This window comes from Microbacterium maritypicum MF109 (genome assembly GCF_000455825.1).
GTDB lineage: Bacteria > Actinomycetota > Actinomycetes > Actinomycetales > Microbacteriaceae > Microbacterium > Microbacterium maritypicum_A.
Genome location: NZ_ATAO01000181.1, coordinates 79,238 through 105,820 on the forward strand (window position 1 = coordinate 79,238; position 26,583 = coordinate 105,820).

The window sequence follows — 26,583 nt, forward strand, 5'->3', positions numbered from 1 at the left end:
CATGCCTCATCTGCGTATCGCCACGGTCAATGTCAACGGAATCCGAGCGGCGGCTCGCAACGGGATGAGCTCCTGGCTCGACGACGCCGGAGTCGACATCCTCACGCTGCAAGAGGTGCGCGGGCAGGACGAGCATCTCGAGGCCGCGCTCCCTGGCTGGTCGCTCGTCCATGACGAGGCCACCGCGAAGGGACGTGCCGGCGTCGCCATCGCCAGCCGCACGCCTGCGCTGGCCTCGCGCACCGCCTTCGGACCCGACGACTTCGACTCCAAGGGGCGATGGATCGAGGCCGACTACCTGATCGGCGACCGTCCGCTGACCGTGGTGAGCGCCTACGTGCACTCCGGCGAGGCCGACACCCCGAAGCAGGATGAGAAGTGGAAGTTCCTCGACGCGTTCGGCACGCGGCTCGCTGAACTCGGCGCCGACGGCGCCCTCGCCCTCGTGACCGGCGACCTGAACGTCGGACACCGCGAGCTCGACATCAAGAACTGGCGAGGCAACCGCAAGAAGGCCGGTTTCCTTCCCCGCGAGCGCGCGTACTTCGATCGGTTCCTCGGCGAGGCCGGCGCGGAGGTCTCCGGTGTCGACGGCACCGTGGGCACCGGCCTCGGCTGGATCGACGTGGGGCGGAAGTTCCACGGCGAGGTCGACGGACCCTACACCTGGTGGTCGATGCGCGGGCAGGCGTTCGACAACGACTCCGGGTGGCGCATCGACTACCACCTGGCGACGCCTGCACTCGCCGAGCGTGTGGAGACCTACCACGTCGCGCGCGCTGCGGCCTATGACCAGCGCTGGAGCGACCACGCGCCCGTCGTCGTCGACTACCGCTATTGAGCGGCGCCGGGGGTGGCATCCGCGTAGCGGTACCATCCCCGGTACTCCAGGACGGTCCCGAGCACGGGACTCGTCGCGCGCATCTCGATGGTGCGTCGGTCGTGAGTGTCGTCCCAGCCGTCCACGAGATCGACGTCGATGCGGAGAATCCCGCGTAGCGCGATCCGGCATCGGCCGAGACGCAGCGCGACGGCCCGAGTGCGCATACGCAGCGCACCGTCGTCGGTCACCGAGCACTCCTCGAGCATCTCGACCCGGCCCCTCGACCCCAGCGCATTCTGGACGAGGCCGGGATGTCCCGTGGCGAAGAGCCGGTCGACGACGTGCTGTGTCGTGTCGGCGAAACGGAACTCCCGGACCGTGTCGAGCGTCGGCCGCCCCGAGGGCGATCGACCGGACACGGTATCGATCCGGAAGGGCACGTCGCGGCCGAACCGCGTGACGAGCAGCCGCGGCCCGACGAGGGGCGACGCGAGGGCGGCGAGGCGCCCGAACCGGCTGCCGGCGACCGCGAAGACCCCCTCGGCTCCGTCGTTCCTCGCCTCGACGCGCATCTGCGCCAGGATCTCGGGATGAAGCCTCTCCGCCTCCTCCCCCAGCGCTTCGAGAAAGGCGGCTCCGCGCGCGGTCACTCGCGGATCTCCTCGCGGTACGGCTTGACGGTCTCCGGAGCCGGTCCGCCGACGAACTCGCAGGTGAAGGCACCGCGGTAGCCGAACAGGAACCCGAAGACATCGTTGTGGATCTCGAGGTCGATCAGATACCGCTCCTGCTCGTCGTCGTAGCGCTCGATGAGCCGAGCACGCCCGCTGAAGAGCATCGGGAAGCGGAAAGCGATGGGCCCCTCGTAGAAGCGCTGTGCGCCCGAGGTGAGCAGGAGCCCGCCGTCGTCGGTGACGGCCAGATCGAGGTCGACGGCCAGGTGCTGGTGCGTACCCAGATAGTCGACCACCCGTCGACGTGCGTCGCTGTAGATCATGGTCGCGTCGAATCGGCGGCGGCGGCCGGGGCGCACGTCCATCGTCCGCACGAAGGTCACGGTCTCGCGACCGAAGTCGTCGACGTAGGCCAGGTTGTCGATCCGGAACGGCACATCCCGCCCCCGCTCGGGGAACAGGATGTTGCGGAACGTGCCGATGAGCAGGAAAGGCAGGGTCCACCACGGGCCTCGCCGGACCTCGGACATCACCCCGCGTCCGATGCAGCCGTATCCGGCGTCCACGCCGACCCCGAAGCGGCGCTGCAGCTGCGGATGGAGGCGCGCGAAGTCGGCTCCCAGTGCGCGCTCGAAGATCCCGGTCCCGGTCGTCATGCGATCTCCTCGAGGGATACCGGTGCGTCCTCCATGATGGTCCGCCCGGTGCGCCGGGGGCGCGAGAGGCAGTTGCGTGCGCGTGGTCGGTACCCGCGCCGGAGCGACCGCCAGCCGCTGGTCTCCTCCGGAGGTATGCCCAGCTCGGCCCACAACCGGAGACGATCGAAGCTGCGGGCGGTGAGCCACCAGACGAACCGTCGGGTCACCAGCGGATCGAGAACGCGTCCCAGCCATCCCCATCCCGGTGCGTAGTCGTAGCCGGTGAGGAATCGCACGCCCTTCTCCGTCGGCACGTAGCGCCAGTAGCCGCGCCCGGTTCCGAGCGGCGAGAGCGCATCGTCGGTGTCGAAGAGCAGCGCGGAGGTGCGCTCTCCCGAGGGGCTCTCCTTCGTGGCGTACGATACGCCGGTCCCGCGGATCGTGTGCACCACGAGATCGAGCTCGTAGCGGAAGTCCTGCGCACCGTCTGCTCGGGTGCGCTGCGGCACGATGTCGCTGAAACGCGCATCCCAGCGCACGTGCGAGGCCGGATCCTGCGTCAGCCGCCACACCTCGTCCAGGGGCGCGACGATGAGGATCTCGACATAGAGGGCCCGATCCCCTCGCGACCGTGAACGCGGGGATACGGAGGCCATGCGCCCATCGTAGGGGCACGGCGTGCACCCCATAGGATTGACTCCGTGACGAAACCTCGCCTTTACTCCGGAATGCAGCCCTCCGCCGACTCCCTCCAGATCGGCAACTACATCGGCGCGCTGCTCCAGTGGCGGGACCTGCAGAGCTCCTACGACGCGTTCTTCTCCGTCGTCGACCTGCACGCGATCACGGTCGCCCAGGATCCGGCCGAGCTCCGCGAGAAGACGCGTCGCACGGCCGCCCAGTACATCGCGGCCGGCATCGAGCCGTCGCTGTCGACGCTGTACGTGCAGTCGCATGTGCGAGCACACGCCGAGCTCGCGTGGATCCTCAGCACCATCACGGGCTTCGGCGAGGCCGGCCGGATGACCCAGTTCAAGGACAAGTCCTCGCGGTACGGCGCGGACTCGACCAGCGTCGGACTGTTCACCTACCCGGTGCTGATGGCCGCCGACATTCTGCTGTACCAGACCGACGTGGTGCCGGTGGGTGACGACCAGAAGCAGCACGTCGAGCTCACGCGCGACCTCGCCGAGCGCTTCAACTCGCGCTTCGGCGAGACCTTCACCGTGCCGATGCCGGTCATCCAGAAGGAGACCGCGCGCATCTACGACCTGCAGAACCCGACGTCGAAGATGTCGAAGTCGGCCGAAAGCGATGCCGGCGTGCTGTGGATGCTCGACGACCCGGCGAAGTCGGCGAAGAAGATCATGCGTGCGGTGACCGACAACGAGGGATCGGTGCGGTTCGACCGCGAGAACAAGCCCGGCGTCTCGAACCTGCTCACGATCTACGCGGCCCTCACCGGGCGCCAGGTCGCCGCGATCGAGGACGAATACGCGGGTCGCGGTTACGGCGATTTCAAGAAGGGTCTTGCCGAGGTCATCGTGAACGAGTTCGAGCCGGTGCGTGCCAGGGCCCTCGAGCTGCTCGACGATCCTGCCGAGCTCGATCGCATCCTGGCGGAGAACGCCGCGCGCGCTGACGCCGTCGCCGACGCGACCCTCTCCGACGTGTACGACCGGGTGGGTCTGCTCCGGCGCGTCTGAGCCTCGCCTTAGGATGGGGGCGTGACTGATCCGCAGCTGCCTCCCCCGCCCGGTGCCGTGCCCTCCGACCCGTCTGCGTCCCCCGCGACCGGCGCGTTCCCGCCGCCGACCGCCCCCGGGTACCCTCCGGCAGCTCCCGCGTATCCCCCTGCAGCTCCCGCGTATCCCCCGGCGGGTGCCCCGTATCCTCCGGCAACGCCCTCCGGCTACCCGGCAGCGCCCGCGCCCGGGTATCCGGCAGCCCCTCCCGGGGCCTACCAGGTGCCTGTCGGCGGCTACGCCACCCCGGCCGGCGCCTATCAGGTGCCCGACGCCGCGACACCGTCCACCTCCGGACTCTTCGGAACACTTGCGCTGGTTCTCGCGCTCGTCGCGGCCGTGGTGCCGGCGATCGTCGTGGGCATCAGCGCGTTCGAGATCGGTCGGTTCCTCCCGAACGGCGCATCGGTCACCGCCGACGACCTCCGCGTGCTCACCCCGGTGCGGGATCAGGTGCTCTGGGCGGAGCTCTCCTTCTGGATCGGGACCGTCGTCGGCATCGCAGCGATCGTGCTCGGTATCGTCGCGATCGCCAAGAAGCGTGGCCGCGGCGCGGGAATCGCCGCTGTCGTGGTCGCCGTCCTGGCGTCGGTGATCTTCTTCATCGCCCTGGTCGTCGCGCTGACCGCGGGCGCTGCGACGGGCCTGTCGACCTATACGGCCTGACCGCGCCACGACCCCGCAGCGGCCGTCTCAGCGCGGCGCGTGGTGCTTCTGCTGTGCCGCGAGAAGGCCTTCGTCGACCAGCAGCTCGACCGCGTCGGCGGCGTCCGCGATGAGGATCGGCAGGTTCGGCCGCTCTTCCTTGCCGAACGGGGCGAGCACCCAGTCCGCGGGATCCTGACGCCCGACCGGACGGCCGATGCCCACCCGCACACGCGGAAAGTCGGCAGTGCTCAGCGCCCGTGCGACATCACGGACACCGTTGTGTCCGCCGTGTCCTCCCCCGGTCTTGAGCTTGACCGTGTCGAACGGGATGTCGAGTTCATCGTGTACCACGATCACCTGCTCTGGCGGCACCGAGTAGAACCGGGCCAGCGCCGCCACCGGGGTCCCCGAGACGTTCATGAAGGTGTTCGGCTTGGCCAGCACGAGCTTGTCCGCGCCGGGGCGCACCCACGTCTCGACGACGCGGGCTCCGCCCTTGTGCTCACGGAAGGCTTCGCCGCGCCGCGATGCCAGCTCATCGACCACCATCTGCCCGATGTTGTGTCGCGTGGCCTCGTATCGCGGGCCGGGGTTGCCGAGCCCCACCACGAGCCAGGTCGATGCCATGTCGTCGTCCTCTCCCCGCCGGGTGCGCAGCCCCGGTCAGGATACGACAGAGGGGACGCGATCGGATCGCGTCCCCTCTGTGATGAATCAGTCGGAGGTCACTCCGCGGCGGCCTCTTCGGCAGCCTCGGTGGCCTCGCCGGCCTCGGCGGCCTCTTCGTCATCCTCGGTGGGTGCAGCCGGGACCGAGATCGCCACGACGAGGACCTCGGGGTCGGAGAGCAGCGTGGAGCCCTTGGGGAGCTTCACGTCGGCGCCGGTGATGTGCGCGCCCTCTTCCAGGCCCTCGACGGAGACCTCGATGTTCTGCGGGATGTGCGTGGCCTCGGCCTCGATCGACAGCGTGGTCGCGTCGAGGTTGACGATGGTGCCGGCAGCGGACTCGCCCGTGACGACGATCGGGACGTCGATGGCGACCTTCTCGCCCTTCTTCACGACGAGCAGGTCGATGTGCTCGATGATCTGGTGCACCGGGTCGCGCTGGACGTCCTTGACGAGGGCGAGCTGGCCCTTGCCCTCGATGTCGAGCTCGAGAAGCGCGTTGGCGCGACGGATGATGAGCGAGACCTGGTGGCCCGGCAGCGCGACGTGCACCGGCTCGGTGCCGTGGCCGTAGATGACGGCGGGGATCTTGCCGGCGGCGCGGAGGCGGCGGGCGAAGCCCTTGCCGAAGCTCTCGCGGAGCTCGGCCTGGACCTTGGTGTCTTCAGACATGGGTTCTCCTTCGGGACACGCAGCGAAGGCGCCGCGCGGTGGTCTTGGAATTTTCGAACTCGCTGACGCAGGAGGAAAGCCACCGGGCTTGCTTCGCCGCGTCGATAACGGATGTTCGCGCACGCGCAGAAGCATCCCTCGCCGAGGTACAGCCTCAATGGTACCGGATGACCCGATAGGCTGAGGACACCGGTCCTTTTTCTGCAGAACACGGAGAACCCCATGCTCGACGGCGCCTTCCTCTCGCACGCACTCCTCTGGCTGATCGGCGCCATGACCGTGTGCGCAGCCGTCACCTCGTTCATCGCGCTGTTCGCGATGGGACGCTCGGGATACCGCAAGGACTGACCGCCGGCCGCAGAGCCGTTTCCGCACGCTCTGCCCCGAACTCTCAGCGCCGCTGTGCCGCTTCGGCGATGACGGCGGCCGCGGTCCGGACGTCCGCCGACTCGTCCACCCGGATTCCAGCCTCATCGGCCTCGAGCGATTCGAGCGTCTGGAGCTGCGAGTCCAGGAGCGCCGCCGGCATGAAGTGATCGGCCCGCAGCCGCATCCGCTCCTCGAGCACCGCGCGACCGATAGCGAGTTCGGCGAAGAACGTCTCGGGCGCTCCGGTCCGGATGACGTCGCGATAGACGCGCTTGAGCGCCGAGCACGCCACGACGACGCGGTCCTCACTCTGCAGCGTCTCGCCGACCAGACGGAGCCAGGGCAGCCGATCCGTGTCGTCCAGAGGCACCCCGGCCGCCATCTTGCGGACGTTCGCGGCCGGATGCAGATCATCGCCGTCGATGAAGCGCGCACCGAGGCTCTCGGCGAGGAACGCACCCACGGTCGACTTGCCCGAACCGCTCGGGCCCATCACGACGACGCGCACACTCATGCCTCCCGGCCGAGGTCGACGAGCACCTTGCAGGAACTCGCGGGGTCGGCGGCCAGTGCGAACGCGTCGAGCGCGTCGTCCACAGGCACCACCTGGCTGATGATACCGCGCACGTCGAGGCTGCCATCGGCGAGGGCGGCGATGACCTCGCCGAACTCCGCGCCGAAGCGGAAGGACCCCCGCAGCGTGAGCTCGCGAGTGATCGCCGTGGCCATCGGCGCGGAAACCGCGCCCCCGCGCTGGAGCCCCAGCATCACCACCGTGCCCCCGCGGACAGCAGCGGAGACGGCGGCGTCGAGCCCCGAAACCGTTCCGCTCGACTCGATCACGACATCGGCATACAGCTCGGAGATCTCGGTCGCGGCCCGCGCATCGATCGCTCGGATCCCGCGCGCCTCGGCGATCTCCCTCGGCCGCTGCTGCAGGTCGGTGACGGTCACGGAGGACGCGCCGGCACGCTGGGCGACGGCGGCGACGAGCTGACCGATGGGTCCGGCGCCGATCACGACCACTCGCCGGTCGCGCACATCCCCCGCCCTCTGCACCCCGTGCCAGGCGACGGCTGCGGGCTCTGCCAGCGCCGCCGTCTGCAGGTCGAGGCCGGAAGGAAGCGGATACAGCATGCGCGCAGGGAGCGCCACGCGCCGCGCGAAGGCTCCCTGCGTGTGCGGCAGGTGCATCGCCGACCCGAGATACGTCGAGGCCGGTGCGAGATTCGGATGCTCGGGGGGCCAGGGCGTGCGACCGTCGCCGTGCGCGGTGAGCGGATGGACGGCCACGGGGGTGCCGACGGCCGGTCCCGTGCCGTCGGCCGCAGCGACGGCCACGACCCCGGACACCTCGTGCCCGAGGATCATCGGCTCGCGCAGCACGGATGCACCGGCCGCGCCGTGCTGCCAGTAGTGGAGGTCGGATCCGCAGATGCCCCCGTAGGCGATGCCCACGACGGCCTCGTCCGATCGGGGCGCCGGGGCGCCGATGTCTTCGATCCGCAGGTCTTCGGCGGCGTGCGCCACCACGGCGAGGTTGTTCACCGCGCTCCTTCCTCGGTCACACGAAAGCCGTGACCAACTCGATCCCCGCCACTCTGACGGTCACGATCTGCCCCGGCCCCACGGGCGCCTGCGAGTGCGGAGCACCCGTCATGACGACATCGCCCGGGCCGAGCCGCGACCACGCGGCCACGTAGGCGAGGCAGTCGCGGATCGACATCGGCAACTGCCGGCTTCCGGTCTCGGCGACCGGGCGTCCGTCGACCTCCACCTGGAGGCGCACATCGTCGATCCCGGCTGCGGTGTCGATCCAGGGGCCGAGCGGCGTGTACCCCTCCCCCGACTTCGATTCGAAATTTCGCGGATCGAACGCCGCGCGCTCCGGACTCGAGAGGTCGTTTACCGCGGTGACCCCGAGCACGTACTCGTGCGCGGTCTGCGCGGTCAGCCCCCGGGTCGGGCGGCCGATCACGACCGCGATCTCCCCCTCGGCGACCTGGCCGCCCGCATCGCGGCGCAGGACGACGTCGACACCGCCGGCGGTCACCGTCCGCGGGCTCTTGAGCCACGCCTGCACGGGAGAGACGTGGGCGGGTCCGTTCTGGGCTATGCCGACGATCACCAGCGGATCCACCGGCGCGATGACCGTGCCTTCGATGCGCGGCCCGGCATCCTCCGGCTCCTGCCCCTCGGCGAAGGCGACGAACGGATCCGTCACCGGGATCAAGCCGTCGGCCGCCTGCCGCACCCACCGGGGGCCTCCCGTGGTGGCGACGCGTCCGAGGCGCATCAGACGACCGCCGTCATACCGCCGTCGACGAACAGCGTCTGTCCATTGACGAAGTCGCTCGCGCCGCTGGCGAGGAACAGCAGGGCCCCGACGAGGTCCGCGGTGTCACCCCAGCGCCCGGCGGGTGTGCGCGCGCGGACCCACTCGGAGAACTGCTCGTCTGCGACGAGAGCCTTCGTGAGCTCGGTGGCGAAGTATCCGGGCGCGATCGCATTGGCCTGGATACCGTGCGGGGCGAGATCGGCGCACAGCCCCTTCGTGAACATCACGATCGCGCCCTTGGTCGCCGCATACGCCGCGATCGACGGGCGGGCGAGCTGCGACTGCACGCTGCCGATCTGGATGATCTTGCCCGAGCCACGCGCGATCATCCCGGCGGAGACCCGTCGCGACAGGTGGAAGACGCTGGAGAGGTTGGTCTGCACGAGGGCATCCCAATCCTCGTCGGCGAACTCGGCGATCGGCGCACGGCGCTGGACACCGGCGTTGTTCACGAGGATGTCGGGAGTGCCGACCAGATGCTCCACCTCGCCCATGCCGGCATCCACCGCCGCCGCCTCGGTCACGTCGAAGACGACGCTGTGCACGACGGCTCCCGTGCCCTGTGCGATCACTCCCGCCGCCGCCTGCGCCTTCGCGGCATCCCGCCCGTGCACGACGACGGTCGCGCCCGCGCCTGCGAGCCCCTCGGCCAGAGTCCTGCCGATCCCCTGGCTCGACCCGGTGACGAGCGCCGTGCGCCCGGTCAGATCGAAAGCGGCGAGTCCCGCCGGCAGCGCCGTCATCGTCCGACGGCCTTGATCGACACCGTGGTGGCGAACACGTCGTCGCCGCCCTCCCCGCGCGAGACCTTGATCGCGTCGTCGACACGGGTGAGGTCACGGCGGAGCGTCTCGGGAGCGAGGAATGTCGACGCGGTGGTGATGAGGGCCAGCACAGCCATGTAGATGGCCAGGAGCACCCAGTTGCCGTCGCTCACCGCGATCAGGTAAGCACCGAGGACACCGGCGAGGCCACCGGCGAGCACGGCCGAGATCTCGCGGGCCATCGCCACGCCCAGGTAGCGGTGACGGTTTCCGAAGAGCTCGGGAAGCATGGCGCACTGCGGTCCGAGCATGCTGTTCACGGCGACGCCGATGCCGATCGCGATCACACCGATGGCCACGGCGTAGTTCCCGAGCGACAGCAGCCACCACGCGGGGAACGTGTAGATCAGCATGAAGACCGCTCCGAAGCGGTAGACGGTACGGCGCCCGAAGCGGTCGGAGAGGTGGCCGGTGAACGGCACGGAGAAGACGCCGATCAGCGACCCGAGGGTGACGCCCCAGGTGAGCAGACTCTTGTCGGCGTTGTCGCCGACGACCGTGACGAAGAAGGCGAGACCGAGCGTCTGGAACATGTACGAGCCGCCGTTCTCGGCCATCCGCAGCCCCACACCGACGATCACGCCGGGCAGGCCGTGGGTGAAGATCTCCTTGATGGGGCGGTCGGCGATCTGCTCGTGCTTCTCGAGCTCGATGAACGTCGGCGTCTCGCGCAGCCGCATCCGGATGAACAGCGCGAGCAGGATCAGTGCGAAAGAGGCGAGGAAGGGCACGCGCCATCCCCAGCTCAGCAGCTGGTCCTCGGGGAGCAGCGTGATCAGGCCGAACACCACCGCGGCGAGCAGTGTGCCCGCCTGGATGCCGACGAACGGGAGTGCCGAGAAGAAGCCCCGGCGCTTCACCGGCGCGTACTCGGCCATCAGCACCGTCGCCCCCGCCTGCTCGGCACCCGCTCCGAAACCCTGCAGCAGCCGCATCAGCACCAGCAGGATCGGTGCCCACACGCCGATCGCCGCGTAGGTGGGCAGCAGTCCGATCGCGGTGGAGGCGCCGCCCATCAGCACGATGGTCGCGACCAGGACCCACTTGCGCCCGAGCTTGTCACCCAGGACGCCGAAGAACAGGCCGCCGAACGGACGCGCGAGGAATCCGACGCCGAAGGTCGCGAACGCGGCGACCGTCGCCATCGCCGGGTCATCCTGCGGGAAGAACAGCACATTGAAGATCAGCGCCGTGGAGAGGCCGTAGAGCGCGAAATCGAAGTACTCCAGCGCGCTGCCGATGCTCGACGCGAGGGTCGCGCGGCGCAGGTTCGCCGCGTATTCCGGGTCATCGGACGCTGCTCGGGGTGAGGTGCGGGGGTCTGTCACGGCCATCTCCTTCGATCGGCTTCGCCTGCGGCGTTCCCCGACTGTACCAGCCCGTTGGATTGTGTTCAACCCTTTGGACCGACTTCGCGTCCCGATGCAGGCACGCAAAAAGACCACCGCGCCCTGCGAGCGCGATGGGGCACAGGAGGGCGTCAGTGCCGAACGGCTGAGCTGAAGGGGTTCGTCAGCGCGGCGGCGGCTTCCCGCAGCGCCTCACCCACCCGCTCGATGCGCTCGTAGTCGGCCTCGGCGGCACGGATCGCAACACCGAGCGCGAGCGGCGGGTCCGTCGGCGCCCAGCCTTCCAGAGGCACCGCGACGCCGACGATGCCGCGGAAGGACTCCTCGGCATCGAGCGCCCAGCCCCGTCGACGGGCGGTCGCCAGCACCTCCAGCAGCCCCGGCATGGTCGTCGCGCTCCGCTCGGTGAGCTGCGGGAAGACGGCATCCTCACCCAGGAGCTCGACTACTTCCGCGTCACTCATCGCCGCCAGGAGCGCGCGCCCCGTGGCCGACAGCGGCGCCGGAAGCCGCGAGCCGAGCGGGGTGCCCAGCCGGAGCGAGCGCGACCCCTCATGTCGCGCGAGATACAGCGCATCGGTGCCATCGAGCATCGCGACCTGGACCAGCTCGGAGGCGAGCTGCGGCGAGGCCTCGCACACGCTGTAGAACTCCCGCACCTGGTTGAACTGGGCAGCGAACGCACCACCGAGCTCGGCCGTGCGCACCCCGAGACGATAGCCCTGCGGGGTGCGATCGATCATGCCCCCGGCCTCGAGCGCCAGGCAGAGGTTCGCCGTCGACGACTTCGCCAGCCCGAGTTCCCCCGCGAGCTCGGTGAGCGTTCGTGGACCCCCGGACTCGGCGAGGATGCCGAGCAGGCGGATGCTGCGGGTCACGGCAGGTGCGGGGTCGCGCCCTTCGCGGGTGTCATCATCCATGGCCGCACCTTCCGACAGCGGGGAGCCACAGGCGCTCGATCACCTGTGGGCCGATCAGTAGAACTCGACCGTATCGACCACGGCGGTCAGCGGCTCGCCATCGAGCAGGCGCGCCGCGTTCTCCGCGAAGCGACGGGCGATCCGCTCCTCCTCCTTGGAGCTGAGGGCGGCGGTGTGCGGGCTCACGAGCACGTTCGGATGCGACCACAGCGGCGACGCACCGTCGAGGGGCTCCTGCTCGAAGACGTCGAGCGCGGCGAAGGCCACGCGGCCGTCGTCGAGCGCACCGAGCAGAGCGCTCTCGTCGATCACGGTGCCGCGGCCGACGTTGGTGATGATCGCACCGGGTTTGACCGCATCGAACACGTCGGCGCCGATCAGATGGTGCGTCTGCGCCGTGCCCGGAAGGGTGACGACGATCGCGTCGACGTGGGCCACCGCGTCGGTCAGCTCGTCCAGCGGCACCAGGCGATCCACTCCCGCCACCGGCTGCCCGGAGCGCGTCGTCCCCCACACCCGTGCGCCGAGCGCATGGAAGCGTCGCGCGCACTCCGTGCCGATGCCGCCCAGACCGACGACCAGCACCGTCATCTCGTCGAGCTGACGCATCTCCCAGCGGTCCGGCCAGGTACGCGTCCCCTGATCGGCGAGCAGGCGCGGGAGGTTCTTCGCGCCCGCCATCACACCGAACACCGCGAACTCCGCGAGCGGGCCCCCGTGCACACCGGCACTGGTGGTGAACACGACGCGGTCGAGCTGCGCCCGTTCGAGACCCGCGGCCTTGACCGAGGCCCCGCCACCGGCGGCAGTCGTCATGACCCAGCGCAGACGCGGGTTCGCGGCCACGGTGCGGGCCAGCGCCGCCGCGTCCACGTCGGGGATCCCGAACAGCACGTCGGCGGAGTCGATCATTTCATCGAACGCCTGCTGCGCGCTCGGCGTGCGTACGTACTCCGGGTCGCCGGACCAGTCGGCCGGTCCGCGCATCGGCGGCACGAGCGTGTGATCGCGGACCACCTCGAGGCGAGGCTCGAGTTCCTCGATCAGTCGACACAGGCGTTCCGGCAGCGGCACCGCCACGACGGCGCGCAGTTTCTTCTCGGTCCCCGTCATACTGGTCCCCTCCCTCGGGAAGTCTGGATCCCTCACCTTAGCCCAGTTCCATCCTGTTGGACACTGTTCTATCTGTTGGATTGTTGCTACCGTGTGCGCATGAGCATCTCACCCGTCACCGTCGGCGTCGTAGGCCTCGGCGCCATGGGCCGCCCCATGGCCGACCGCCTGCTCGCCGCCCACGGGGGGCTCGTCATCCATGCGCGCCGCCCGCAGCCGGAACTGCTGGCCGCCGGCGCCTCGTGGGCGCCGACACCACGCGAGCTCGCCTCCAGAGTAGACGTCCTGCTCATGATGCTGCCCGACCTCCCCCCGTTCGAAGCCATGCTCGACGGTCCCGACGGGCTGCTCGCCGACGCCGGAGACCTGCTCATCCTCATCGGGTCCACCTCGTCTGCTCCCGCCGTCCGTGCGCTCGCTGACCGCGTCGGAGCGCAGACGGGCGGCAGGGTCAGGATCGTGGACTGCCCGGTCTCGGGTGGGGAAGACGGAGCGGTCGCCGGGACCCTCTCGATCATGCTCGGCGGCGACCCGGACGATGCCGCCGTCGCCGCCGAGGTGCTCGCGCCCTGCGGAACCCCTGTGCTGCTCGGACCACTCGGGGCCGGCGAGGTCGCCAAGGCCTGCAACCAGCTCGTGGTGTCGGCGACGATCATGGCGCTCGGCGAGGCCACCGTGCTCGCCGAGCGCTCCGGACTCGACCTCGATGCGCTCTGGTCGCTGCTCTCGGGCGGCTACGCCGGCTCGCGCCTGCTCGACAGTCGTCGCGAGAAGCTCGTCACCGGCGACGACTCCCCCAGCGGCATCGCGCAGTACATGGTGAAGGACCTCGGCTTCGCGGCCGACATCGCCGAAGCCACCGGCACCTCGCCCGTCCTGCTGCCCACCCTGCGTGCGGCCTTCGACGAACTGGTCGCCGCCGGGCTCGGAGACCGCGACATCGCGGTGTCACGACGCTTCATCGCCTCTCGTGACACAGGTGGCCACTGACCTCCCGTACAGCGATACGCTGAAACCACCCCTTCTTCACGATCGAGGAGCCTTCTGTGCCCGAAGCATCAGCGAACATCGGAGTCGTCGGACTCGCCGTCATGGGATCGAACCTCGCCCGCAACCTCGCCAGCCGCGAGGGAAACACGGTGGCGATCTTCAACCGCAGCTACGAGAAGACCCAGACGCTCCTCGACGAGCACCCCGAGGCCGGATTCGTCCCAGCCCACACCTACCAGGAGTTCGCCGACTCGCTCCAGAAGCCGCGCACCGCGATCATCATGGTCAAGGCCGGCGGCCCGACCGATGCGGTGATCGACGCGCTGGTCGAGGTGTTCGAGCCGGGCGACATCATCGTCGACGGCGGCAACGCGTACTTCCCCGACACCATCCGTCGCGAGAAGGCGGTCCGCGAGACCGGCATCAACTTCGTCGGCGCCGGCATCTCCGGCGGCGAGGAGGGTGCCCTCACCGGCCCCTCTATCATGCCCGGCGGCTCTGACGAGTCGTGGGTCACGCTCGGACCGATCCTGAAGTCGATCGCCGCGATCGCCGAGGGCGAGCCGTGCGTCACGCACGTCGGCCACGACGGCGCCGGGCACTTCGTCAAGATGGTGCACAACGGCATCGAGTACGCCGACATGCAGCTCATCGCCGAGGCCTACGACCTCATCCGCCGCGGCACGGGCAAGTCGCCGGCCGAGATCGCCGAGATCTTCGCCGAGTGGAACAAGGGCGAGCTCGAGTCGTACCTGATCGAGATCACCGCAGAGGTGCTCCGCCAGGTCGACGCCGAGACCGGCAAGCCGCTCGTCGACGTGATCCTCGACCAGGCCGGCGCCAAGGGCACCGGAGCCTGGACCGTGCAGACCGCGCTCTCGCTCGGTGTCCCCGTCTCCGGCATCGCCGAGGCGACCTTCGCCCGCTCGCTCTCGTCGCACCCCGAGCAGCGCGCCGTCGCCGGCGGCCTCCCCGGCCCCGACGAGGAGTTCACGGTCTCGACCGAGGACACCGAGCAGTTCATCGAGGATGTGCGCCTGGCGCTCTACGCCTCCAAGATCGTGGCCTACTCGCAGGGCTTCGACGAGATCCGGGCGGGGGCGGCCGAGTACGGCTGGAACATCGACCTCGGCGCGATCTCGAAGATCTGGCGCGGCGGTTGCATCATCCGCGCCCAGTTCCTCAACCGGATCGCCGACGCCTACGCGGCGACCCCCGACCTGCCCGTGCTGATGACCGCACCGTACTTCGCCGAGGCGCTCACGCGTGGCCAGGCATCGTGGCGTCGCGTCGTCGTGACCGCGGCCCAGGCGGGCATCCCGGCTCCGGCGTTCTCGTCGTCGCTGTCGTACTACGACGGCATCCGCGCCGACCGCCTCCCCGCCGCGCTCGTGCAGGGACAGCGCGACTTCTTCGGTGCGCACACCTACAAGCGCATCGACAAGCCGGGCACGTTCCACACGCTGTGGTCGGGCGACCGCACCGAGATCGAGGCGGAAGACACGCACTGACGTCCCGTCGTCGAAGGGCCGGATACCGCGAGGTACCCGGCCCTTCGTGCACCATGGTGGTGCCATCCCACCGCCTACCTCGTGATGTCCTGGACGACACCCTTCGTGAGGCGCAGACGCCGTGTCGCGCGTCGCGCCACCGCCGAGTCGTGCGTCACCACGATGATCGTGATCCCCTCGGCGCACAGCGATTCGAGAAGCGTCAGGATCTCGTCGCGCATGCTCTCATCGAGGTTGCCCGTCGGCTCGTCGGCCAGGAGCACCCGCGGCCTCTTGACGAGGGCGCGCGCGATCGCGACGCGTTGCTGCTGACCTCCGGAGAGCTCAGCGGGCCGATGGTCGCCTCTGTCGTCGAGACCGACGTGGGCGAGAGCCTCAGCGACCCTCATGCGCCGCTCTCCCTTGTCGAGATCGAGGGGCTCGAGCGCCATGTCGACGTTCTCCGTGGCCGTGAGCGTGGGGATCAGATTGAACCCCTGGAACACGAATCCGAGCTCCTCCGCCCTGAGGCGTCCGAGTTCCTTCGCCGAGGCCGACGCGAGTTCGCGGCCGTCGAGCAGGAGGGAACCCGTCGTCGGCGTGTCGAGCGCACCGAGCAGTTGCAGGAGCGTGGACTTGCCGCCGCCGGTGGGGCCCTGGATCGTGACGAACTCGCCGGGCATGATGTCGAGGTCCACACCGGTCAGCGCTTTCACGATGCGCCCCTTCTGCGTGTACGTCCGGGTCACGCCCGTGACGCGGTAGATCGGCTGCTCGTGCCCGCCTCGGGGCGCCGTCTGATCGAGGTCTGCGATGGTCATGTGCGTCTCCTGCTCGTGGGTCGTCGGCTTCCGGGTTGTTCGGATCGGGGGTGGCGGGTCGTGCCGGACGTCGCCCGCGCGTGCGGTGATCATGCGACCGACCGCAGGGCTTCCGCCGGGCTGAGACGCGCGGCGCGCCAGCCGCCGAACGCTCCGGCGACGAGTCCGCCGAGCACCGCGAGACCGACGGCGGCGACCAGCACCCCGGGGGTGAACGGCGCCTGGAGCACGACATCCGCCGCGGCGGTCTGGAGCATCCCTCCACCTCCGGTCGGTCCCCCGCCCATGCCCCCGCCGATGGCACCGGGACCCGCGCCCTGGCTCGCACCGCTCGCAGCGACCGTGGGCCTCAGGACGTTGATCAGCACGATGCCGGCGATACCCAGGACGAGGCCGACCGCTCCCCCGATCAGCCCCTGCACCATGGACTCTCCGGCGACCTGACGGACGACCCTGCCGTTCGACCAGCCGATCGCCTTGAGCGTTCCGAACTCCCTGGTGCGACGCCCGACGCCCGACAGGGTGAGCAGCACCGAGAGCAGCACGGCGACGGCGAGCACGATGATCGAGAGCCAGGTGCCGAGGTTCGTGATCAGTGCGGTCGCGCTGGAGAGCGAACCGGAGACGGTCGCGGCGAGCTCGGACTGCGAGGTGACGGTCGCATCGGGGAGCGCGTCGGCCAACGCGGACTGCACGGCCTCGATCGAATCGGCCGAATCCGCCTGCACGTAGACGGTGGAGATGACGTCGTCCACTCCGGCGAGCGTCTGCGCGGTGCGCAGCGGCAGATAGACGTTCGCGGCGGTATCCGCGCTGTCCGAGGTCGAACCGAGGATGCCGACGACCTCCACATCGGAGCCGGCGACATCGATCGTGTCTCCCACCGCGATCTCGTCGGTACCCGCGTAGGTGCTGTCGACGAGGGCGACGAGCGCCTCGGCATCATCGGCGTCGAACCCGCGTCCGTCCGTCACCTCGGCCGACGCGAGCGGACCGACCGAGGTCGCTGCGGGGTCGATGCCGAGCACGGAGAAGGAGTCGACTCCGAAGGATCCTCCTCCGCCGCCCTGTCCGGCGTCCGGTGCGGTCTGCCCCTCCTCGGGCGCGGCCGGCTGCTCGCCGTCCTGCGGAGCGAATCCACCGCTGGGCACCTCACCGGAGAAGGTGGCGTTCGTGAGGCTGAGCGCCCCGGATGCCGCGGCGACCCCGTCCGTGGCGGTGACGGTGTCGAGTACCGATGAGTCGAGCGTGCCGCGCAGGAAATCGGTCCGCAGTGTGGACTGCGCGAGCGTGGTGGTCTCGCCGTCGCTCTGACCTGCATCCGCGTCGAAGTCGAAGCGCGGCCCTTCGCCTTGGCCGGGTTCGGCGGGCTCGCCCGTCACGGTGAGATCGGTGCCGACGCCGTAGACGGAGGCGAGGGCCTGCGCCTGCGCGTCCCGCACTCCCGCCGTGAGGGCGTTGACGACGATCACGAGGGCGATCGCGATCGCCAGCCCGATCGCGACGATCATCGTCTGCTTCTTGCGGCCGGCGAGTTCGCGCCGCAGATACGTTCCGTACATCTCTCTCCTTCCGCCGCGGCCATCGCGGGGCGAGATCGACGTTAGGAATCGCGCATATGCGAGATCGAGGGGCCGATGATGAGGAACCTATGGAGTGCGCCGGTCACCCCGCGCGCACGGCCTGCATGAATGCCCCGGCGCGGACGGCGAGCGCGTCGAGATCGCCGCCGGGACTCGCCGCATCGCCGACGAGAGGCCCGCCCACCCCGATGCCGAACGCCCCGGCGGCGAGGTACTCGGCGACAGTGTCGACGCGCACCCCTCCCACGGGGATGATCCGCGCCTGCGGGAAAGGATCGCGGACGGCGCGGATGAAACTGGACCCGAGCGCCGATGCGGGGAACAGCTTCACCGCTGCGCTGCCGAGGTCGTGGCCGCGCTGGATCTCGGTGGGCGTGTAGACGCCCGGGAGCACGCCGATGCCCAGGCTGACCGCATGGGCGACAGAAGCGCTGAGCGTGGGCGTCACCATGAACTGCGCGCCGGCGGCGAGGGCCCTCTCCACGTCGGCCTCGTCGAGGACGGTACCGGCGCCGATCAGAGCCTCGGCCGGGGCATCATGCACGACCTGGGCGATCGCCTCCTCCGCGTCAGGCAGGGTGAGTGCGATCTCGAGGGTGAGCACGCCCGCCGCGAGCAGCGTCCGCGCCGCGCCGACCGTGGCGTCGACATCCGTCCCCCGCAGGATCGCGACGAGTCGGGTGCGGCGCAGGCGTTCCTGCAGCTGCGCGTTGTCCACGGTGCTCACGAGGCCCCCTCCTCGATCGAACCGGCCGCCGTCGTCGCCGGCACCGCGCCTCGCCATGGGAACGCGGGTGCGCCGCCGACCTCCACCTCCACGCCGAGCAGTGCCCCGTCGGCGTCGGCGGGATCGGTCAGTCCGATGCTCGCGGTGGTGATCACCAGCAGCCGGTCGACCAGAGCCACGGCTGTCGGCCGCTTCGCCGGAAGGACGATCGTCTCCAGGAGCTCCCCGGCCGGCGAGTAGCGGCGCACCTCGGACGCGTCCCAGACCGCGACCCAGAGCATGCCGTCGAGGTCGATCGTCATGCCGTCGGGGTTGCCTCCTTCGACCCGGCACACCGTGCGGCGGTTCGAGAGCTCTCCGTCCGGCGCCACATCGAACGCCTCGATGCGGCGATGCGGGAGCGTGTCGATGTAGTAGAGCGTGGCACCGGTGCGGTCGAAGGCGAGGCCGTTCGACACGGTGATGCCGCCGAGGCGCGCGACGGGCTCCCCGTCGGGACCGAGGCTCCACAGTGTGCAGTGCGGGTCGCGGGGCATGGCCTGGCTCCCCACCCAGAAGCGCCCGGACGGATCGCCCCCGCCATCGTTCATGTAGTCGCCGGGTCCCGCGATGTCGTCGGTGATCGGCGAGACGACGCCATCGTCGCTCACGTGGACGACGCGGCGGTCGACGCCGACCAGCCACCCCGTGCCCGGCTGCGCGAGCGGGATCGGGGCACCGATCTGCGCGCCGACGACGACCGCGGCCTCGGGAACGACCGTGATGCCCTCGATGCGTCCGCGGTGCAGCGAACCCGTCGCCATGTCGATCCAGAGGAGGCTGCCGTCACGGGCATCCCAGCGTGGAGATTCGGCCTGGACGTAGCGGGCGTCGGAGAGGATCTCGACGGTGCGGGCGGCCTGAGGGTGCGACATCAGGGTCATCCTTCTCTGGTAGGTCATAACCGTTATGTGGCAGACTATCTCACAATATGCATAACACTTGCGAGAAATGTGGATACACGATGATGAAGCGGGGAAACAGCTGATGGCTCCGACACTCCACGGCTTGATGCCCATCCTGGCGACGCCTTTCGACGAGTCGGGTGCCCTCGACCGCGAGAGCCTGCGCCGACTGGTCGAGTTCCAGCTCGCGTCCGGAGTCGACGGCGTCGCCGTCTTCGGAATGGCGAGCGAGGGCTTCGCGCTCACCACCGAGGAGCGCCGCACGATCCTGGACGATGTCGTCCGTGTGGTCGAGGGCCGGGTGCCCGTGATCGCCGGCGTCAACGGCACGTCCACGGCGACCTCGATCGAGCAGGCCCTCCTCGCGGAGGAAGGGGGCGCTGATGCCCTCATGGTGCTTCCTCCGTTCATGGTGAAGCCGCCCGCCGGGACGCTCGTCGACTTCTACGGAGATGTCGCCGACGCCACCTCCCTCTCGGTCATGGTGCAGGATGCCCCCGGCGTCACCGGCGTCGTGATGGCCCCTGCGCTGATCGCCGAGATCGCCCGCCTCGAGGGCGTCGACTCCGTCAAGGTCGAAGCCCCGCCGACCGCGCCCAAGGTGGGCGCGGTCGTCTCGGCGATCGACGATCCGGACTTCGCGGTGCTCGGTGGACAGAATGCGCAATTCTGCCTGGAGGAGTATGCCAGGGGCGCCGTCGGCACGATGCCGGCCTGCGAGTTCCCCGACCTCCTCGGTCCGGTGCTCGCGCAGTTCACGGAGGGGCGCGTCGACGAAGCCCGTGCCGAGTTCCGTCGTATGCTCCCTCTCGTGCTGATCGGTCTGCAGGGCGGCATCGCGTGGGCGGTGCACAAGGAGGTCCTCGTCGCGCGCGGCGCGATCGACCACGCGACGGTGCGCTATCCGGCTTCGCGCCTGGATGCCGGCAGCCGTGCATCGGTCAAGCTGGTCATCGACGAGCTCGCCCTTCCGCCCATCCCCACCACGGTGCGCGTGTGACCCGCCGCGGCGTGCTGCTGATCGGCGGCAGTTCCGACATCGGTCTCGCGATCGCCCGCGCCTTCGTCGACGGTGGAGACGCCGTCGTCGGGGTGGGGCTCGAAGACTCCGACGATCCCGTCTTCGAGCGGTACCTCGTCGCGGACTGCAGCCGACCGGAGGCCGCCGACCGCGCCGTCGCGGACGCGGAGCAGGCGCTCGGCCGACTCGACGTCGTCGTGCTCGCGGCCGGCCGCATGCCGATCGCCCGCGCGGAGGCGACGAGCGACGAAGACTGGCGCGGCGCGCTCGGCGCCACGCTCGACTCGGCGTTCTTCGTGGCACGAGCCGCTCTCCCCCGCCTCGCATCGGGGTCGTCGGTCGTCGCGGTGACCTCGGTCAACTCGTCCCTCGCCGCTCCTGCCCTCCCGGCCTACGCGGCCGCGAAGGCCGGTGTGGACGGCCTCATCCGCCAGCTCGCTCTCGACTACGGCCCCCGCGGCATCCGCGTCAACGCCGTGCAGCCTGGCAGCATCTCGGCCGTCGACACCGGAGAGAGCGAGGGCTACCCGCTCGGGCGCATCGGGCGCCCGGAGGAGGTGGCTTCGGTCGTGGCGTTCCTCGCCTCCGACGCCGCATCCTTCGTCACCGGCACCTCGATCGCCGTCGACGGCGGTCTGTCGATCTCCTCGCCCGCCGCCTGGCTGAAGCCGGTGCTGCGGGAACGCTGGCTCTGAGCCGCTCGTTCCCACGAAGAAGGCCGCGTCCCCATCGGGACGCGGCCTTCTGACTCTGCGATCCGCTCAGGCGTTCGCGTCGAGCAGACCCTGCACTTCCTTCTTCAGCGCGTTGAGGCCGGCCTGCACCTCGACCTGACCGGCGAGGATCGTCGCGACCCCCGCTCCGATGGCCGCATCGATCTGCGCGGTGACCGCGACGCGGTCCCAGGCGGCGCCACGGGCGTGCTCGGAGACCTCGGTGCGGAACGCGCCCTGGAACTTGTCTGCCGCGAGGGCCGGGATCTTGTCGGCGACGCTCTTGGCGGCAGGTGCCACCGCGGAGTTCTCATACAGCGCGGTCGCCGCTTCGACATTGGTCGCGGCGTAGAGGATGAAGTCACGGCTCGTGAGCTCTCCCTCGCCCGCCGTCGCGAAGACACCGCTGCCCCAGGCCCGGTTGAACGAATCCTTGCCCCCGGCGGTCGGACGCGAGATCGCGCCGATGTTGTCGATGATGTTCTGGGCGGCACCGTTCGTCTTGACGAAGGTCGATGCGAGCGGGGCGTCGTCGTACAGGGCCGCCCGTCCGCTCGCGAACAGGATGCGGGCATCGCTGCGCGCCACGTTCGTCTGCGTCAGCCCTGCGTCCTGCAGGGACTTGTACCAGGTGACGGCCTTGACGCTCTCGGCGTCGCCCAGGGTGCACTTCAGATCGTCGGTGACGACGTCGCTGCCGAAGCCCCACATCCACGGGACGGCGTCCTTGAGGTCGGGGTTCTTGGTGACGGCGGCGTACGGGATCAGCGAGGAGTCCTGCTTCTTGATCTTCTCGAGCGCCGTGGCGAACTGCTCCACGGTCATGCCCGACTTGATGCCGACGCTCTTCGCGATCTCTCCGTTGGTGATGATGCCGATGCCGGCGGCCGTCAGGGGCAGCACGAGCAGCTTGCCGTCCATCGTGTACGAGTCGAGCACACCCTGCGGGATGCCGAGCCCCTTCGCGAGGTCGGAGAGGTCGGCGAGCACGTTCATGGGGGTGAGCACCTGCCACCCGCCCGACTGTCCGACGCCCATGAGGTTGCCGGAGCGTCCGGTCAGCGCCAGCTGGGTGGCCGCCTGATCGTACGGGTAGATCACGGGGGCGACCTTGACGCCCTCCTGCTTCGAGAATCCGTCGAGGATGCCCTGCCATGCCGACTTCAGGGCCTCCTCGCCGAGCGAGTTGCCGTAGAAGTTGATGGTCTTGGCCTTCGTGGCCCCGGCGGCCGTGGCTCCGGCACCGGTGCCGGGGGCGGCGGGAGTGGCACAGCCGGCGAGCGCGAGAGCGCCGAACGCGGCGAGGACCGTGCCGCCTCCGAGGAAGGCTCGGCGGCTCAGCTGCGAGTTCGAGATGTTCATGAGACTGCTCCTTCGGGATGAGGGGGACGAGCTGTTCTGCGGTGCATCGCTAGCCCTTGACCGCTCCGGCGGCGAGGCCGGAGACGAAGTAGCGCTGCAGGAGGATGAAGATGATGACGAGCGGGAGGGAGGTGATGAGGGACGCCGCCATGAGTGCCGGCCAGTCGGCCGTGCCCTCGCGGATGAACGCCTGGGTGAGTCCGGCGGGCAGAGTCTGCTTGTCGGGGCCGGCGAGCGTGAGGGCGAAGAGCAGATCGCTCCAGCCGCGCATGAACGCGAACATGCCCGCGGTGATGAGACCGGGGACCACGAGCGGGAACACGATGCGGAACATCGTGCCCGTGCGCGACAGGCCATCGACCTTCGCCGCCTCGATGATGTCGTCGGGGAGGGCGTCGATGATGCCCTTCAACAGGAACACCGCGAGCGGCAGTGTGAACGTCGTGAACGAGATGATCAGCGCAGTGTAGGTGTACAGCAGCCCGGCCGAGCTCAGCATCAGGTACAGCGAGATGAGCAGAAGGGCGCCGGGGATCAGCTGGCCGATGAGGAACATGAACATGACGGCGTTCCGGCCGCGGTAGCGGAATTTCGACAGCGAGTACGCCATCAGGCCGCCGACCAGGACCGCGAGCAGGGCGGTTCCGGTGGAGACGATGATGCTGTTCATGAGGTTCTTCAGCAGCAGGTCGTTCTGGAAGAAGCCGACGAAGTTCTCGAAAGTCGGGTCGACCGGGAAGAACGGACGGTCCAGGGAGAAGACGTCCTCCTTCTTCGTGAAGGCAGTCGCCGTGAGCCAGTACACCGGCAGCAGGCCGAACAGAGCGAGGAGCAGGAGCAGCACGCGCCCCGGGATGGACAGGTGGGGGCGGATGATCGACTCCCCCACATCGCGACTACGGCGCATCACTTCTCCAGCCGTCGGTTGAGGAACAGGTATCCGGTCGTGATGATCGCGAGCAGGACGAGCCAGAGCGTGCCCATGGCCGAGGCCTTGCCGAGCTCGTAGCTGCCGAAGGCCAGGTCGTAGAGGCTGACCGCGAGCGTCGTGGTCGAATTGCCGGGCCCGCCGCCGGTCATGACGAAGATCGTGTCGAAGTTGCCGAAGTTGTAGATGAACTCGAGCACCGCGACGAGGGTGACCGGGCCGGCGATGTGCGGCAGCGAGATGTGGCGGAACCGCTGCGCACGCGTCGCACCGTCGATCGTGGCCGCCTCGATCTGCTCGCTCGGGAGGGTCTGGAGCACCGCGAGGGCGACGACCATGATCCACGGGAACGAGTGCCAGGTCTTGGCGATGACCACGGCGGCCATCGCGCCGGTCGGGGTGCCGAGCATGCTGACCTCCGGCAGGCCGAAGACCGAGAGCACGTGGTTGACGACGCCGTAGCTGTCGTTGAAGATCCAGGCCCAGAGGAAGGAGACGACCACGCCGGGGAGCAGCCAGGGCAGCATGAGAGCGCCGCGCAGGATGTTGCGTCCGCGCATGCGGGCGTTCAGCAACAGGGCGAGGGCCACACCGAGCACGAGGGGGAAGACCGTGGAGAGCGACGCGAACACGAGGGTCGTGCCGAGCCGGGCGAAGAACTCCTCCCACACGGCCGCATAGTTGTCCAGACCCACGAAGGTGCGCTCGGGACGCAGGAGCGATTGATCGAACAGGCTCGTGAAGATGCTCGACACGAGGGGGAAGATCGCGATCACGAGGAACAGAAGGACCGCAGGAAGTGCGATCATGAAACCGAAGGTGCGATCCTTCGCGCCCAGCGTGGAGCGTCGCCCGGAGCGTGGCTCGACGGCCTTCTGCTCGCTCTCCGCGGGCCGCTCGAGTATGGCTTGTTGCATTGCAGTCACTTTCCAGTAGAGACGACCCCCGGGGGCCCTGCGCGTCGTCGTCACAGTCGTCAACGTCGACGTGCGGCCAGTTAACCACAATGCGGATGCGAAATCCACAAAATGCATAAGACACCCACATTTGTGTTGCTCGAAGCCATTTCACTGCATAAGATGACTGGCAGCGGCGACCAGCCGCAGCGTCGCATCCGCGGCGGCAGTACTGAGGAGGAGTGACCATGGCATCGGAATCGGTGGGCGGCACCCAGACCGTCGAACGGGCGATGTCGTTGCTCGCATGCTTCACCGAGGAGTCCGGCGAGCTGAGGGTCTCCGAGCTGTGCACCCTCACCGGGCTCGGCCAGTCCACCGTCTCGCGCATGATGTCGGCACTCGACCGCATGAAGTTCGTGGTGCAGGACGCCCGCACCGGCCTCTACCGCCTGGGACCGGCAGCCGTGGCGCTCGGCACGATCGCCCTCAACGGCTCCCCGATCTTCCGCGCGTCGCGGCAGATCGCCCAGAATCTCGCCCGCAAGATCGAGATCGGCGTGAACGTCGCCGAGCTCAGCGGCTTCACCTTCACCTACCTCTGCAACTTCGAAGGCGCGCTCGCGCCCAAGTCCTTCGCGATGGCCGGACGCACCGGCCCTCTGCACGCCACCGGCCTCGGCAAGGCCCTGCTCTCCGGCATGACCGATGAGCAGGTGGACGAGTACTTCGCCCAGACGCCTCAGCGCTTCACCCCTCATACGATCGTCGACCGTGCAGCCATGCAGCTCGCCCTCGACGAGACCCGCAGCCGGGGCTATGCGACCGAGATCGAGGAGCTCGCCTTCGGACGCGCGTGCATCGCCGCCCCCATCCGCAACCGCGCGGGTGAGATCGTCGCCGGGCTCTCCGCGAGCGGTCCCCTCTCGGTGCTCGACCTGCACGCCCCGCACCAGGAACTCGCGCTGCAGCTGATCGAAGCCGCCGACGAGATCTCCGTGGCTCTCGGCTACAGCCCGTCCCGCACCGCGTCGGCCTTCGCCGCGCTCTGACTCCTCCGCCGCGACGCGGCCCCCTGATCCGATCCTGATCCCTGACCGCGGCACCAGCCGCCGGCCGCTCGCCCCTCGATGTCTTTGGAGACCCCTGTGAGAATCACGCGCGTCCAGACCTTCCCCCTCTACCTGTCGAAGGAGGAGGCGAACAACTCCTACGCCGGCGACACCGCAGTCGACCACCGCGGCTACGTGATCCGCCCGCCGTGGCGGAGCCTCTACTCCCCCGGCTACGAGACCCTGCTGGTGAAGATCGAGACCGACGAGGGTCTCGTGGGTTGGGGCGAGGCGCTGGCACCGGTCGCTCCCGTCGTCGCCGCGGCGATCGTCGACAACCTGCTCACCCCCCTCATCCTCGGTGAGGACCCACGCTCGGTGCGCACGCTCTGGCACCGCATGACCGAGTCGATGCGCGAGCGCGGGCACCTCACCGGCCACCAGGCCGACGCCATGGCAGCCGTCGACATCGCCCTGTGGGATCTCTGGGGCCATGCGACCGGCCTCTCGGTCTCCGAGCTCGCCGGGGGACGCTTCCACGAAGTGCTGCCGACTTATGTCTCCGGGATCCGCGGTGTCGACGACGTCGAGCGGGCGGAGAAGGCGGCCGAGCTCGTCGAGGGCGGCGTGCGCCGCATCAAGCTGCACCTCGGCGTCGACATCCGCACCGACCTCGCCACCTACGACGCGGTCCGGGGTGTGCACCCCGACCTCGACGTCGCGCTCGACGCGCACTGGACCTACCGGCTCGGCGAGGCGCGGGCCCTCGGTCGGGAGCTCGACGACCGGAGGGCGTGGTTCTTCGAAGCACCGTTGGCTCCCGAAGACGTGGAGGGGCACCGCGACCTCGCGACCGCGCTCGCCACGCCGATCGCGGTCGGCGAGGCGATGCGCAGCCGCTTCGAGTTCACCGACTGGCTCACCCGCCGCGCTGTCGGCCTCACGCAGCCCGACATCGGCCGCACGGGCATCACCGAGGGCCTCGCGATCGCGGCTGTCGCCGATGCGTTCCACGTGCAGGTCGCGCCTCACCACTCCGCGGCCTTCGGCATCGCGATGGCCGCCGGTGTGCACGTCGCGGCGAGCGCCGCCTCGCTCCTCGCGTTCGAGTACCAGCCGTTCACGCTCCCGGTCGCCAACCGCCTGCTCACGACACCGCTCGAGGTGCGTGCCGACGGCGGGTTCCTGGTCCCGACCGGTCCCGGCCTCGGCGTGACCGTCGACGAGGACGCGATCAAGGAGTACGTGCGGCACTGACGCCCCTCCGCACCCACC

At 69.5% G+C, this 26,583-nt stretch carries 29 protein-coding genes; 10 read left to right on the forward strand and 19 right to left on the reverse strand.

The features are described 5' to 3' along the window. The first annotated feature begins 1 nt into the window (after position 1). Complete coding sequence (locus L687_RS31115; protein WP_029265719.1) at positions 2–841, forward strand: exodeoxyribonuclease III; 840 nt, start codon at positions 2–4, stop codon at positions 839–841. Here L687_RS31115 and L687_RS31120 read toward each other — a convergent pair. Genes L687_RS31120 through L687_RS31130 form a run of 3 tightly spaced genes read right to left on the reverse strand, consistent with a single transcriptional unit; the run spans position 835 to position 2,791 of the window. Further along, entirely contained in the window at positions 835–1,473 is a 639-nt protein-coding gene (locus tag L687_RS31120; protein ID WP_021199716.1) for a DUF4166 domain-containing protein, read from the reverse strand. The two genes, L687_RS31115 and L687_RS31120, sit on opposite strands and share 7 nt — an antisense overlap. Further along, positions 1,470–2,153 (reverse strand): DUF4166 domain-containing protein, encoded by a 684-nt coding sequence (locus L687_RS31125; protein ID WP_021199717.1) that lies wholly within the window; start codon positions 2,151–2,153, stop codon positions 1,470–1,472. Before L687_RS31125 ends, L687_RS31120 begins: the two co-directional genes overlap by 4 nt. Further along, positions 2,150–2,791: a hypothetical protein gene (locus tag L687_RS31130; RefSeq protein ID WP_021199718.1), complete on the reverse strand. Its 642-nt coding sequence runs from the start codon at positions 2,789–2,791 to the stop codon at positions 2,150–2,152. Before L687_RS31130 ends, L687_RS31125 begins: the two co-directional genes overlap by 4 nt. Before the next feature lie 45 nt (positions 2,792–2,836). On the opposite strand from L687_RS31130, the gene trpS reads away from it, so the two are divergent. Both trpS and L687_RS43115 read left to right on the forward strand, forming a co-directional pair. Continuing rightward, complete coding sequence (trpS, locus tag L687_RS31135; protein ID WP_084487313.1) at positions 2,837–3,841, forward strand: tryptophan--tRNA ligase; 1,005 nt, start codon at positions 2,837–2,839, stop codon at positions 3,839–3,841. Positions 3,842–3,862: 21 nt separating this feature from the next. Next, positions 3,863–4,546, forward strand: a complete 684-nt coding sequence (locus L687_RS43115; RefSeq protein WP_208323476.1) for a hypothetical protein — start codon at positions 3,863–3,865, stop codon at positions 4,544–4,546. 27 nt (positions 4,547–4,573) lie between these two features. Here L687_RS43115 and pth read toward each other — a convergent pair whose 3' ends face one another. Beyond that, positions 4,574–5,155: an aminoacyl-tRNA hydrolase gene (gene pth, locus L687_RS31145; RefSeq protein ID WP_021199721.1), complete on the reverse strand. Its 582-nt coding sequence runs from the start codon at positions 5,153–5,155 to the stop codon at positions 4,574–4,576. Positions 5,156–5,253: 98 nt separating this feature from the next. After that, positions 5,254–5,868: a 50S ribosomal protein L25/general stress protein Ctc gene (locus tag L687_RS31150; protein ID WP_021199722.1), complete on the reverse strand. Its 615-nt coding sequence runs from the start codon at positions 5,866–5,868 to the stop codon at positions 5,254–5,256. Between the two features lie 222 nt (positions 5,869–6,090). Here L687_RS31150 and L687_RS43260 point away from each other — a divergent pair, with 222 nt between their 5' ends. Beyond that, entirely contained in the window at positions 6,091–6,216 is a 126-nt protein-coding gene (locus tag L687_RS43260; RefSeq protein WP_017828452.1) for a hypothetical protein, read from the forward strand. Between the two features lie 43 nt (positions 6,217–6,259). Here L687_RS43260 and L687_RS31155 read toward each other — a convergent pair whose 3' ends face one another. The 7 genes from L687_RS31155 to L687_RS31185 form a co-directional block, all read right to left on the reverse strand. Beyond that, a complete protein-coding gene (locus L687_RS31155; protein WP_021199723.1) occupies positions 6,260–6,751 on the reverse strand; it encodes a gluconokinase in 492 nt (163 codons plus the stop codon). Continuing rightward, on the reverse strand, positions 6,748–7,785 hold the full coding sequence (locus tag L687_RS31160) for an alcohol dehydrogenase catalytic domain-containing protein (protein WP_021199724.1): 1,038 nt from the start codon (positions 7,783–7,785) through the stop codon (positions 6,748–6,750). The genes L687_RS31155 and L687_RS31160 overlap by 4 nt, the downstream gene beginning before the upstream one ends. Before the next feature lie 16 nt (positions 7,786–7,801). Then, positions 7,802–8,533, reverse strand: a complete 732-nt coding sequence (locus L687_RS31165; protein ID WP_021199725.1) for a fumarylacetoacetate hydrolase family protein — start codon at positions 8,531–8,533, stop codon at positions 7,802–7,804. Continuing rightward, positions 8,533–9,318: an SDR family oxidoreductase gene (locus L687_RS31170; protein ID WP_021199726.1), complete on the reverse strand. Its 786-nt coding sequence runs from the start codon at positions 9,316–9,318 to the stop codon at positions 8,533–8,535. The genes L687_RS31165 and L687_RS31170 overlap by 1 nt, the downstream gene beginning before the upstream one ends. Continuing rightward, positions 9,315–10,733 carry an MFS transporter gene (locus L687_RS31175; RefSeq protein ID WP_021199727.1) on the reverse strand — a complete coding sequence of 473 codons (1,419 nt, stop codon included), beginning with the start codon at positions 10,731–10,733 and terminating at the stop codon, positions 9,315–9,317. Before L687_RS31175 ends, L687_RS31170 begins: the two co-directional genes overlap by 4 nt. 146 nt (positions 10,734–10,879) lie before the next feature. Further along, positions 10,880–11,668: an IclR family transcriptional regulator gene (locus L687_RS31180; protein ID WP_021199728.1), complete on the reverse strand. Its 789-nt coding sequence runs from the start codon at positions 11,666–11,668 to the stop codon at positions 10,880–10,882. 54 nt (positions 11,669–11,722) lie between these two features. Next, positions 11,723–12,781, reverse strand: a complete 1,059-nt coding sequence (locus L687_RS31185) for a D-2-hydroxyacid dehydrogenase (RefSeq protein ID WP_021199729.1) — start codon at positions 12,779–12,781, stop codon at positions 11,723–11,725. 99 nt (positions 12,782–12,880) lie between these two features. Between L687_RS31185 and L687_RS31190 the strand changes: the two genes are divergently transcribed. Next, on the forward strand, positions 12,881–13,771 hold the full coding sequence (locus L687_RS31190) for an NAD(P)-dependent oxidoreductase (RefSeq protein WP_021199730.1): 891 nt from the start codon (positions 12,881–12,883) through the stop codon (positions 13,769–13,771). A gap of 56 nt (positions 13,772–13,827) precedes the next feature. Then, positions 13,828–15,282 carry an NADP-dependent phosphogluconate dehydrogenase gene (gene gndA, locus L687_RS31195; RefSeq protein ID WP_021199731.1) on the forward strand — a complete coding sequence of 485 codons (1,455 nt, stop codon included), beginning with the start codon at positions 13,828–13,830 and terminating at the stop codon, positions 15,280–15,282. Positions 15,283–15,356: 74 nt separating this feature from the next. Here the strand turns inward: gndA and L687_RS31200 are convergent, their stop codons facing one another. The 4 genes from L687_RS31200 to L687_RS31215 form a co-directional block, all read right to left on the reverse strand. Continuing rightward, positions 15,357–16,082, reverse strand: coding sequence for an ABC transporter ATP-binding protein (locus L687_RS31200; RefSeq protein WP_200861065.1), 726 nt, complete (start codon positions 16,080–16,082; stop codon positions 15,357–15,359). Between the two features lie 89 nt (positions 16,083–16,171). Then, a complete protein-coding gene (locus tag L687_RS31205; RefSeq protein WP_021199733.1) occupies positions 16,172–17,644 on the reverse strand; it encodes an ABC transporter permease in 1,473 nt (490 codons plus the stop codon). Positions 17,645–17,747: 103 nt separating this feature from the next. Beyond that, positions 17,748–18,392, reverse strand: coding sequence for a bifunctional 4-hydroxy-2-oxoglutarate aldolase/2-dehydro-3-deoxy-phosphogluconate aldolase (locus L687_RS31210; protein WP_235045225.1), 645 nt, complete (start codon positions 18,390–18,392; stop codon positions 17,748–17,750). Next, on the reverse strand, positions 18,389–19,306 hold the full coding sequence (locus L687_RS31215; RefSeq protein WP_021199735.1) for an SMP-30/gluconolactonase/LRE family protein: 918 nt from the start codon (positions 19,304–19,306) through the stop codon (positions 18,389–18,391). The genes L687_RS31210 and L687_RS31215 overlap by 4 nt, the downstream gene beginning before the upstream one ends. A 112-nt stretch (positions 19,307–19,418) precedes the next feature. On the opposite strand from L687_RS31215, the gene L687_RS31220 reads away from it, so the two are divergent. Further along, positions 19,419–20,336: a dihydrodipicolinate synthase family protein gene (locus L687_RS31220; RefSeq protein ID WP_021199736.1), complete on the forward strand. Its 918-nt coding sequence runs from the start codon at positions 19,419–19,421 to the stop codon at positions 20,334–20,336. Further along, positions 20,333–21,052 (forward strand): SDR family NAD(P)-dependent oxidoreductase, encoded by a 720-nt coding sequence (locus tag L687_RS31225; protein ID WP_021199737.1) that lies wholly within the window; start codon positions 20,333–20,335, stop codon positions 21,050–21,052. Before L687_RS31220 ends, L687_RS31225 begins: the two co-directional genes overlap by 4 nt. A gap of 66 nt (positions 21,053–21,118) precedes the next feature. Here the strand turns inward: L687_RS31225 and L687_RS31230 are convergent, their stop codons facing one another. The 3 genes from L687_RS31230 to L687_RS31240 are packed head-to-tail and all read right to left on the reverse strand — an operon-like array spanning position 21,119 to position 24,277. Continuing rightward, on the reverse strand, positions 21,119–22,432 hold the full coding sequence (locus tag L687_RS31230) for an extracellular solute-binding protein (RefSeq protein WP_021199738.1): 1,314 nt from the start codon (positions 22,430–22,432) through the stop codon (positions 21,119–21,121). 49 nt (positions 22,433–22,481) lie between these two features. Further along, the gene (locus L687_RS31235; RefSeq protein WP_021199739.1) at positions 22,482–23,339 is read right to left on the reverse strand and encodes a carbohydrate ABC transporter permease; all 858 of its coding nucleotides are present in this window, start codon (positions 23,337–23,339) and stop codon (positions 22,482–22,484) included. Next, entirely contained in the window at positions 23,339–24,277 is a 939-nt protein-coding gene (locus L687_RS31240; RefSeq protein ID WP_021199740.1) for a carbohydrate ABC transporter permease, read from the reverse strand. Before L687_RS31240 ends, L687_RS31235 begins: the two co-directional genes overlap by 1 nt. A 227-nt stretch (positions 24,278–24,504) precedes the next feature. Between L687_RS31240 and L687_RS31245 the strand changes: the two genes are divergently transcribed. Both L687_RS31245 and L687_RS31250 read left to right on the forward strand, forming a co-directional pair. Further along, positions 24,505–25,308, forward strand: a complete 804-nt coding sequence (locus L687_RS31245; protein WP_021199741.1) for an IclR family transcriptional regulator — start codon at positions 24,505–24,507, stop codon at positions 25,306–25,308. Between the two features lie 96 nt (positions 25,309–25,404). Continuing rightward, complete coding sequence (locus tag L687_RS31250; protein WP_021199742.1) at positions 25,405–26,565, forward strand: mandelate racemase/muconate lactonizing enzyme family protein; 1,161 nt, start codon at positions 25,405–25,407, stop codon at positions 26,563–26,565. Positions 26,566–26,583: the final 18 nt, after the last annotated feature.

What these genes read in the sequence shown, in the direction of transcription:
- L687_RS31175 (WP_021199727.1), bottom strand. Translation starts at nt 10,733, where the DNA reads ATGGCCGTGACAGACCCCCGCACCTCACCCCGAGCAGCGTCCGATGAC.
- pth (WP_021199721.1), bottom strand. Translation starts at nt 5,155, where the DNA reads ATGGCATCGACCTGGCTCGTGGTGGGGCTCGGCAACCCCGGCCCGCGA.
- L687_RS31170 (WP_021199726.1), bottom strand. Translation starts at nt 9,318, where the DNA reads ATGACGGCGCTGCCGGCGGGACTCGCCGCTTTCGATCTGACCGGGCGC.
- L687_RS31180 (WP_021199728.1), bottom strand. Translation starts at nt 11,668, where the DNA reads ATGGATGATGACACCCGCGAAGGGCGCGACCCCGCACCTGCCGTGACC.
- L687_RS31235 (WP_021199739.1), bottom strand. Translation starts at nt 23,339, where the DNA reads ATGCGCCGTAGTCGCGATGTGGGGGAGTCGATCATCCGCCCCCACCTG.
- L687_RS31130 (WP_021199718.1), bottom strand. Translation starts at nt 2,791, where the DNA reads ATGGCCTCCGTATCCCCGCGTTCACGGTCGCGAGGGGATCGGGCCCTC.
- L687_RS31240 (WP_021199740.1), bottom strand. Translation starts at nt 24,277, where the DNA reads ATGCAACAAGCCATACTCGAGCGGCCCGCGGAGAGCGAGCAGAAGGCC.
- L687_RS31155 (WP_021199723.1), bottom strand. Translation starts at nt 6,751, where the DNA reads ATGAGTGTGCGCGTCGTCGTGATGGGCCCGAGCGGTTCGGGCAAGTCG.
- L687_RS31215 (WP_021199735.1), bottom strand. Translation starts at nt 19,306, where the DNA reads ATGTCGCACCCTCAGGCCGCCCGCACCGTCGAGATCCTCTCCGACGCC.
- L687_RS31245 (WP_021199741.1), top strand. Translation starts at nt 24,505, where the DNA reads ATGGCATCGGAATCGGTGGGCGGCACCCAGACCGTCGAACGGGCGATG.
- L687_RS31185 (WP_021199729.1), bottom strand. Translation starts at nt 12,781, where the DNA reads ATGACGGGGACCGAGAAGAAACTGCGCGCCGTCGTGGCGGTGCCGCTG.
- L687_RS31220 (WP_021199736.1), top strand. Translation starts at nt 19,419, where the DNA reads ATGGCTCCGACACTCCACGGCTTGATGCCCATCCTGGCGACGCCTTTC.
- L687_RS31205 (WP_021199733.1), bottom strand. Translation starts at nt 17,644, where the DNA reads ATGTACGGAACGTATCTGCGGCGCGAACTCGCCGGCCGCAAGAAGCAG.
- L687_RS31150 (WP_021199722.1), bottom strand. Translation starts at nt 5,868, where the DNA reads ATGTCTGAAGACACCAAGGTCCAGGCCGAGCTCCGCGAGAGCTTCGGC.
- L687_RS31230 (WP_021199738.1), bottom strand. Translation starts at nt 22,432, where the DNA reads ATGAACATCTCGAACTCGCAGCTGAGCCGCCGAGCCTTCCTCGGAGGC.
- L687_RS43260 (WP_017828452.1), top strand. Translation starts at nt 6,091, where the DNA reads ATGCTCGACGGCGCCTTCCTCTCGCACGCACTCCTCTGGCTGATCGGC.
- L687_RS31125 (WP_021199717.1), bottom strand. Translation starts at nt 2,153, where the DNA reads ATGACGACCGGGACCGGGATCTTCGAGCGCGCACTGGGAGCCGACTTC.
- L687_RS31165 (WP_021199725.1), bottom strand. Translation starts at nt 8,533, where the DNA reads ATGCGCCTCGGACGCGTCGCCACCACGGGAGGCCCCCGGTGGGTGCGG.
- L687_RS31115 (WP_029265719.1), top strand. Translation starts at nt 2, where the DNA reads ATGCCTCATCTGCGTATCGCCACGGTCAATGTCAACGGAATCCGAGCG.
- L687_RS31190 (WP_021199730.1), top strand. Translation starts at nt 12,881, where the DNA reads ATGAGCATCTCACCCGTCACCGTCGGCGTCGTAGGCCTCGGCGCCATG.
- L687_RS31200 (WP_200861065.1), bottom strand. Translation starts at nt 16,082, where the DNA reads ATGACCATCGCAGACCTCGATCAGACGGCGCCCCGAGGCGGGCACGAG.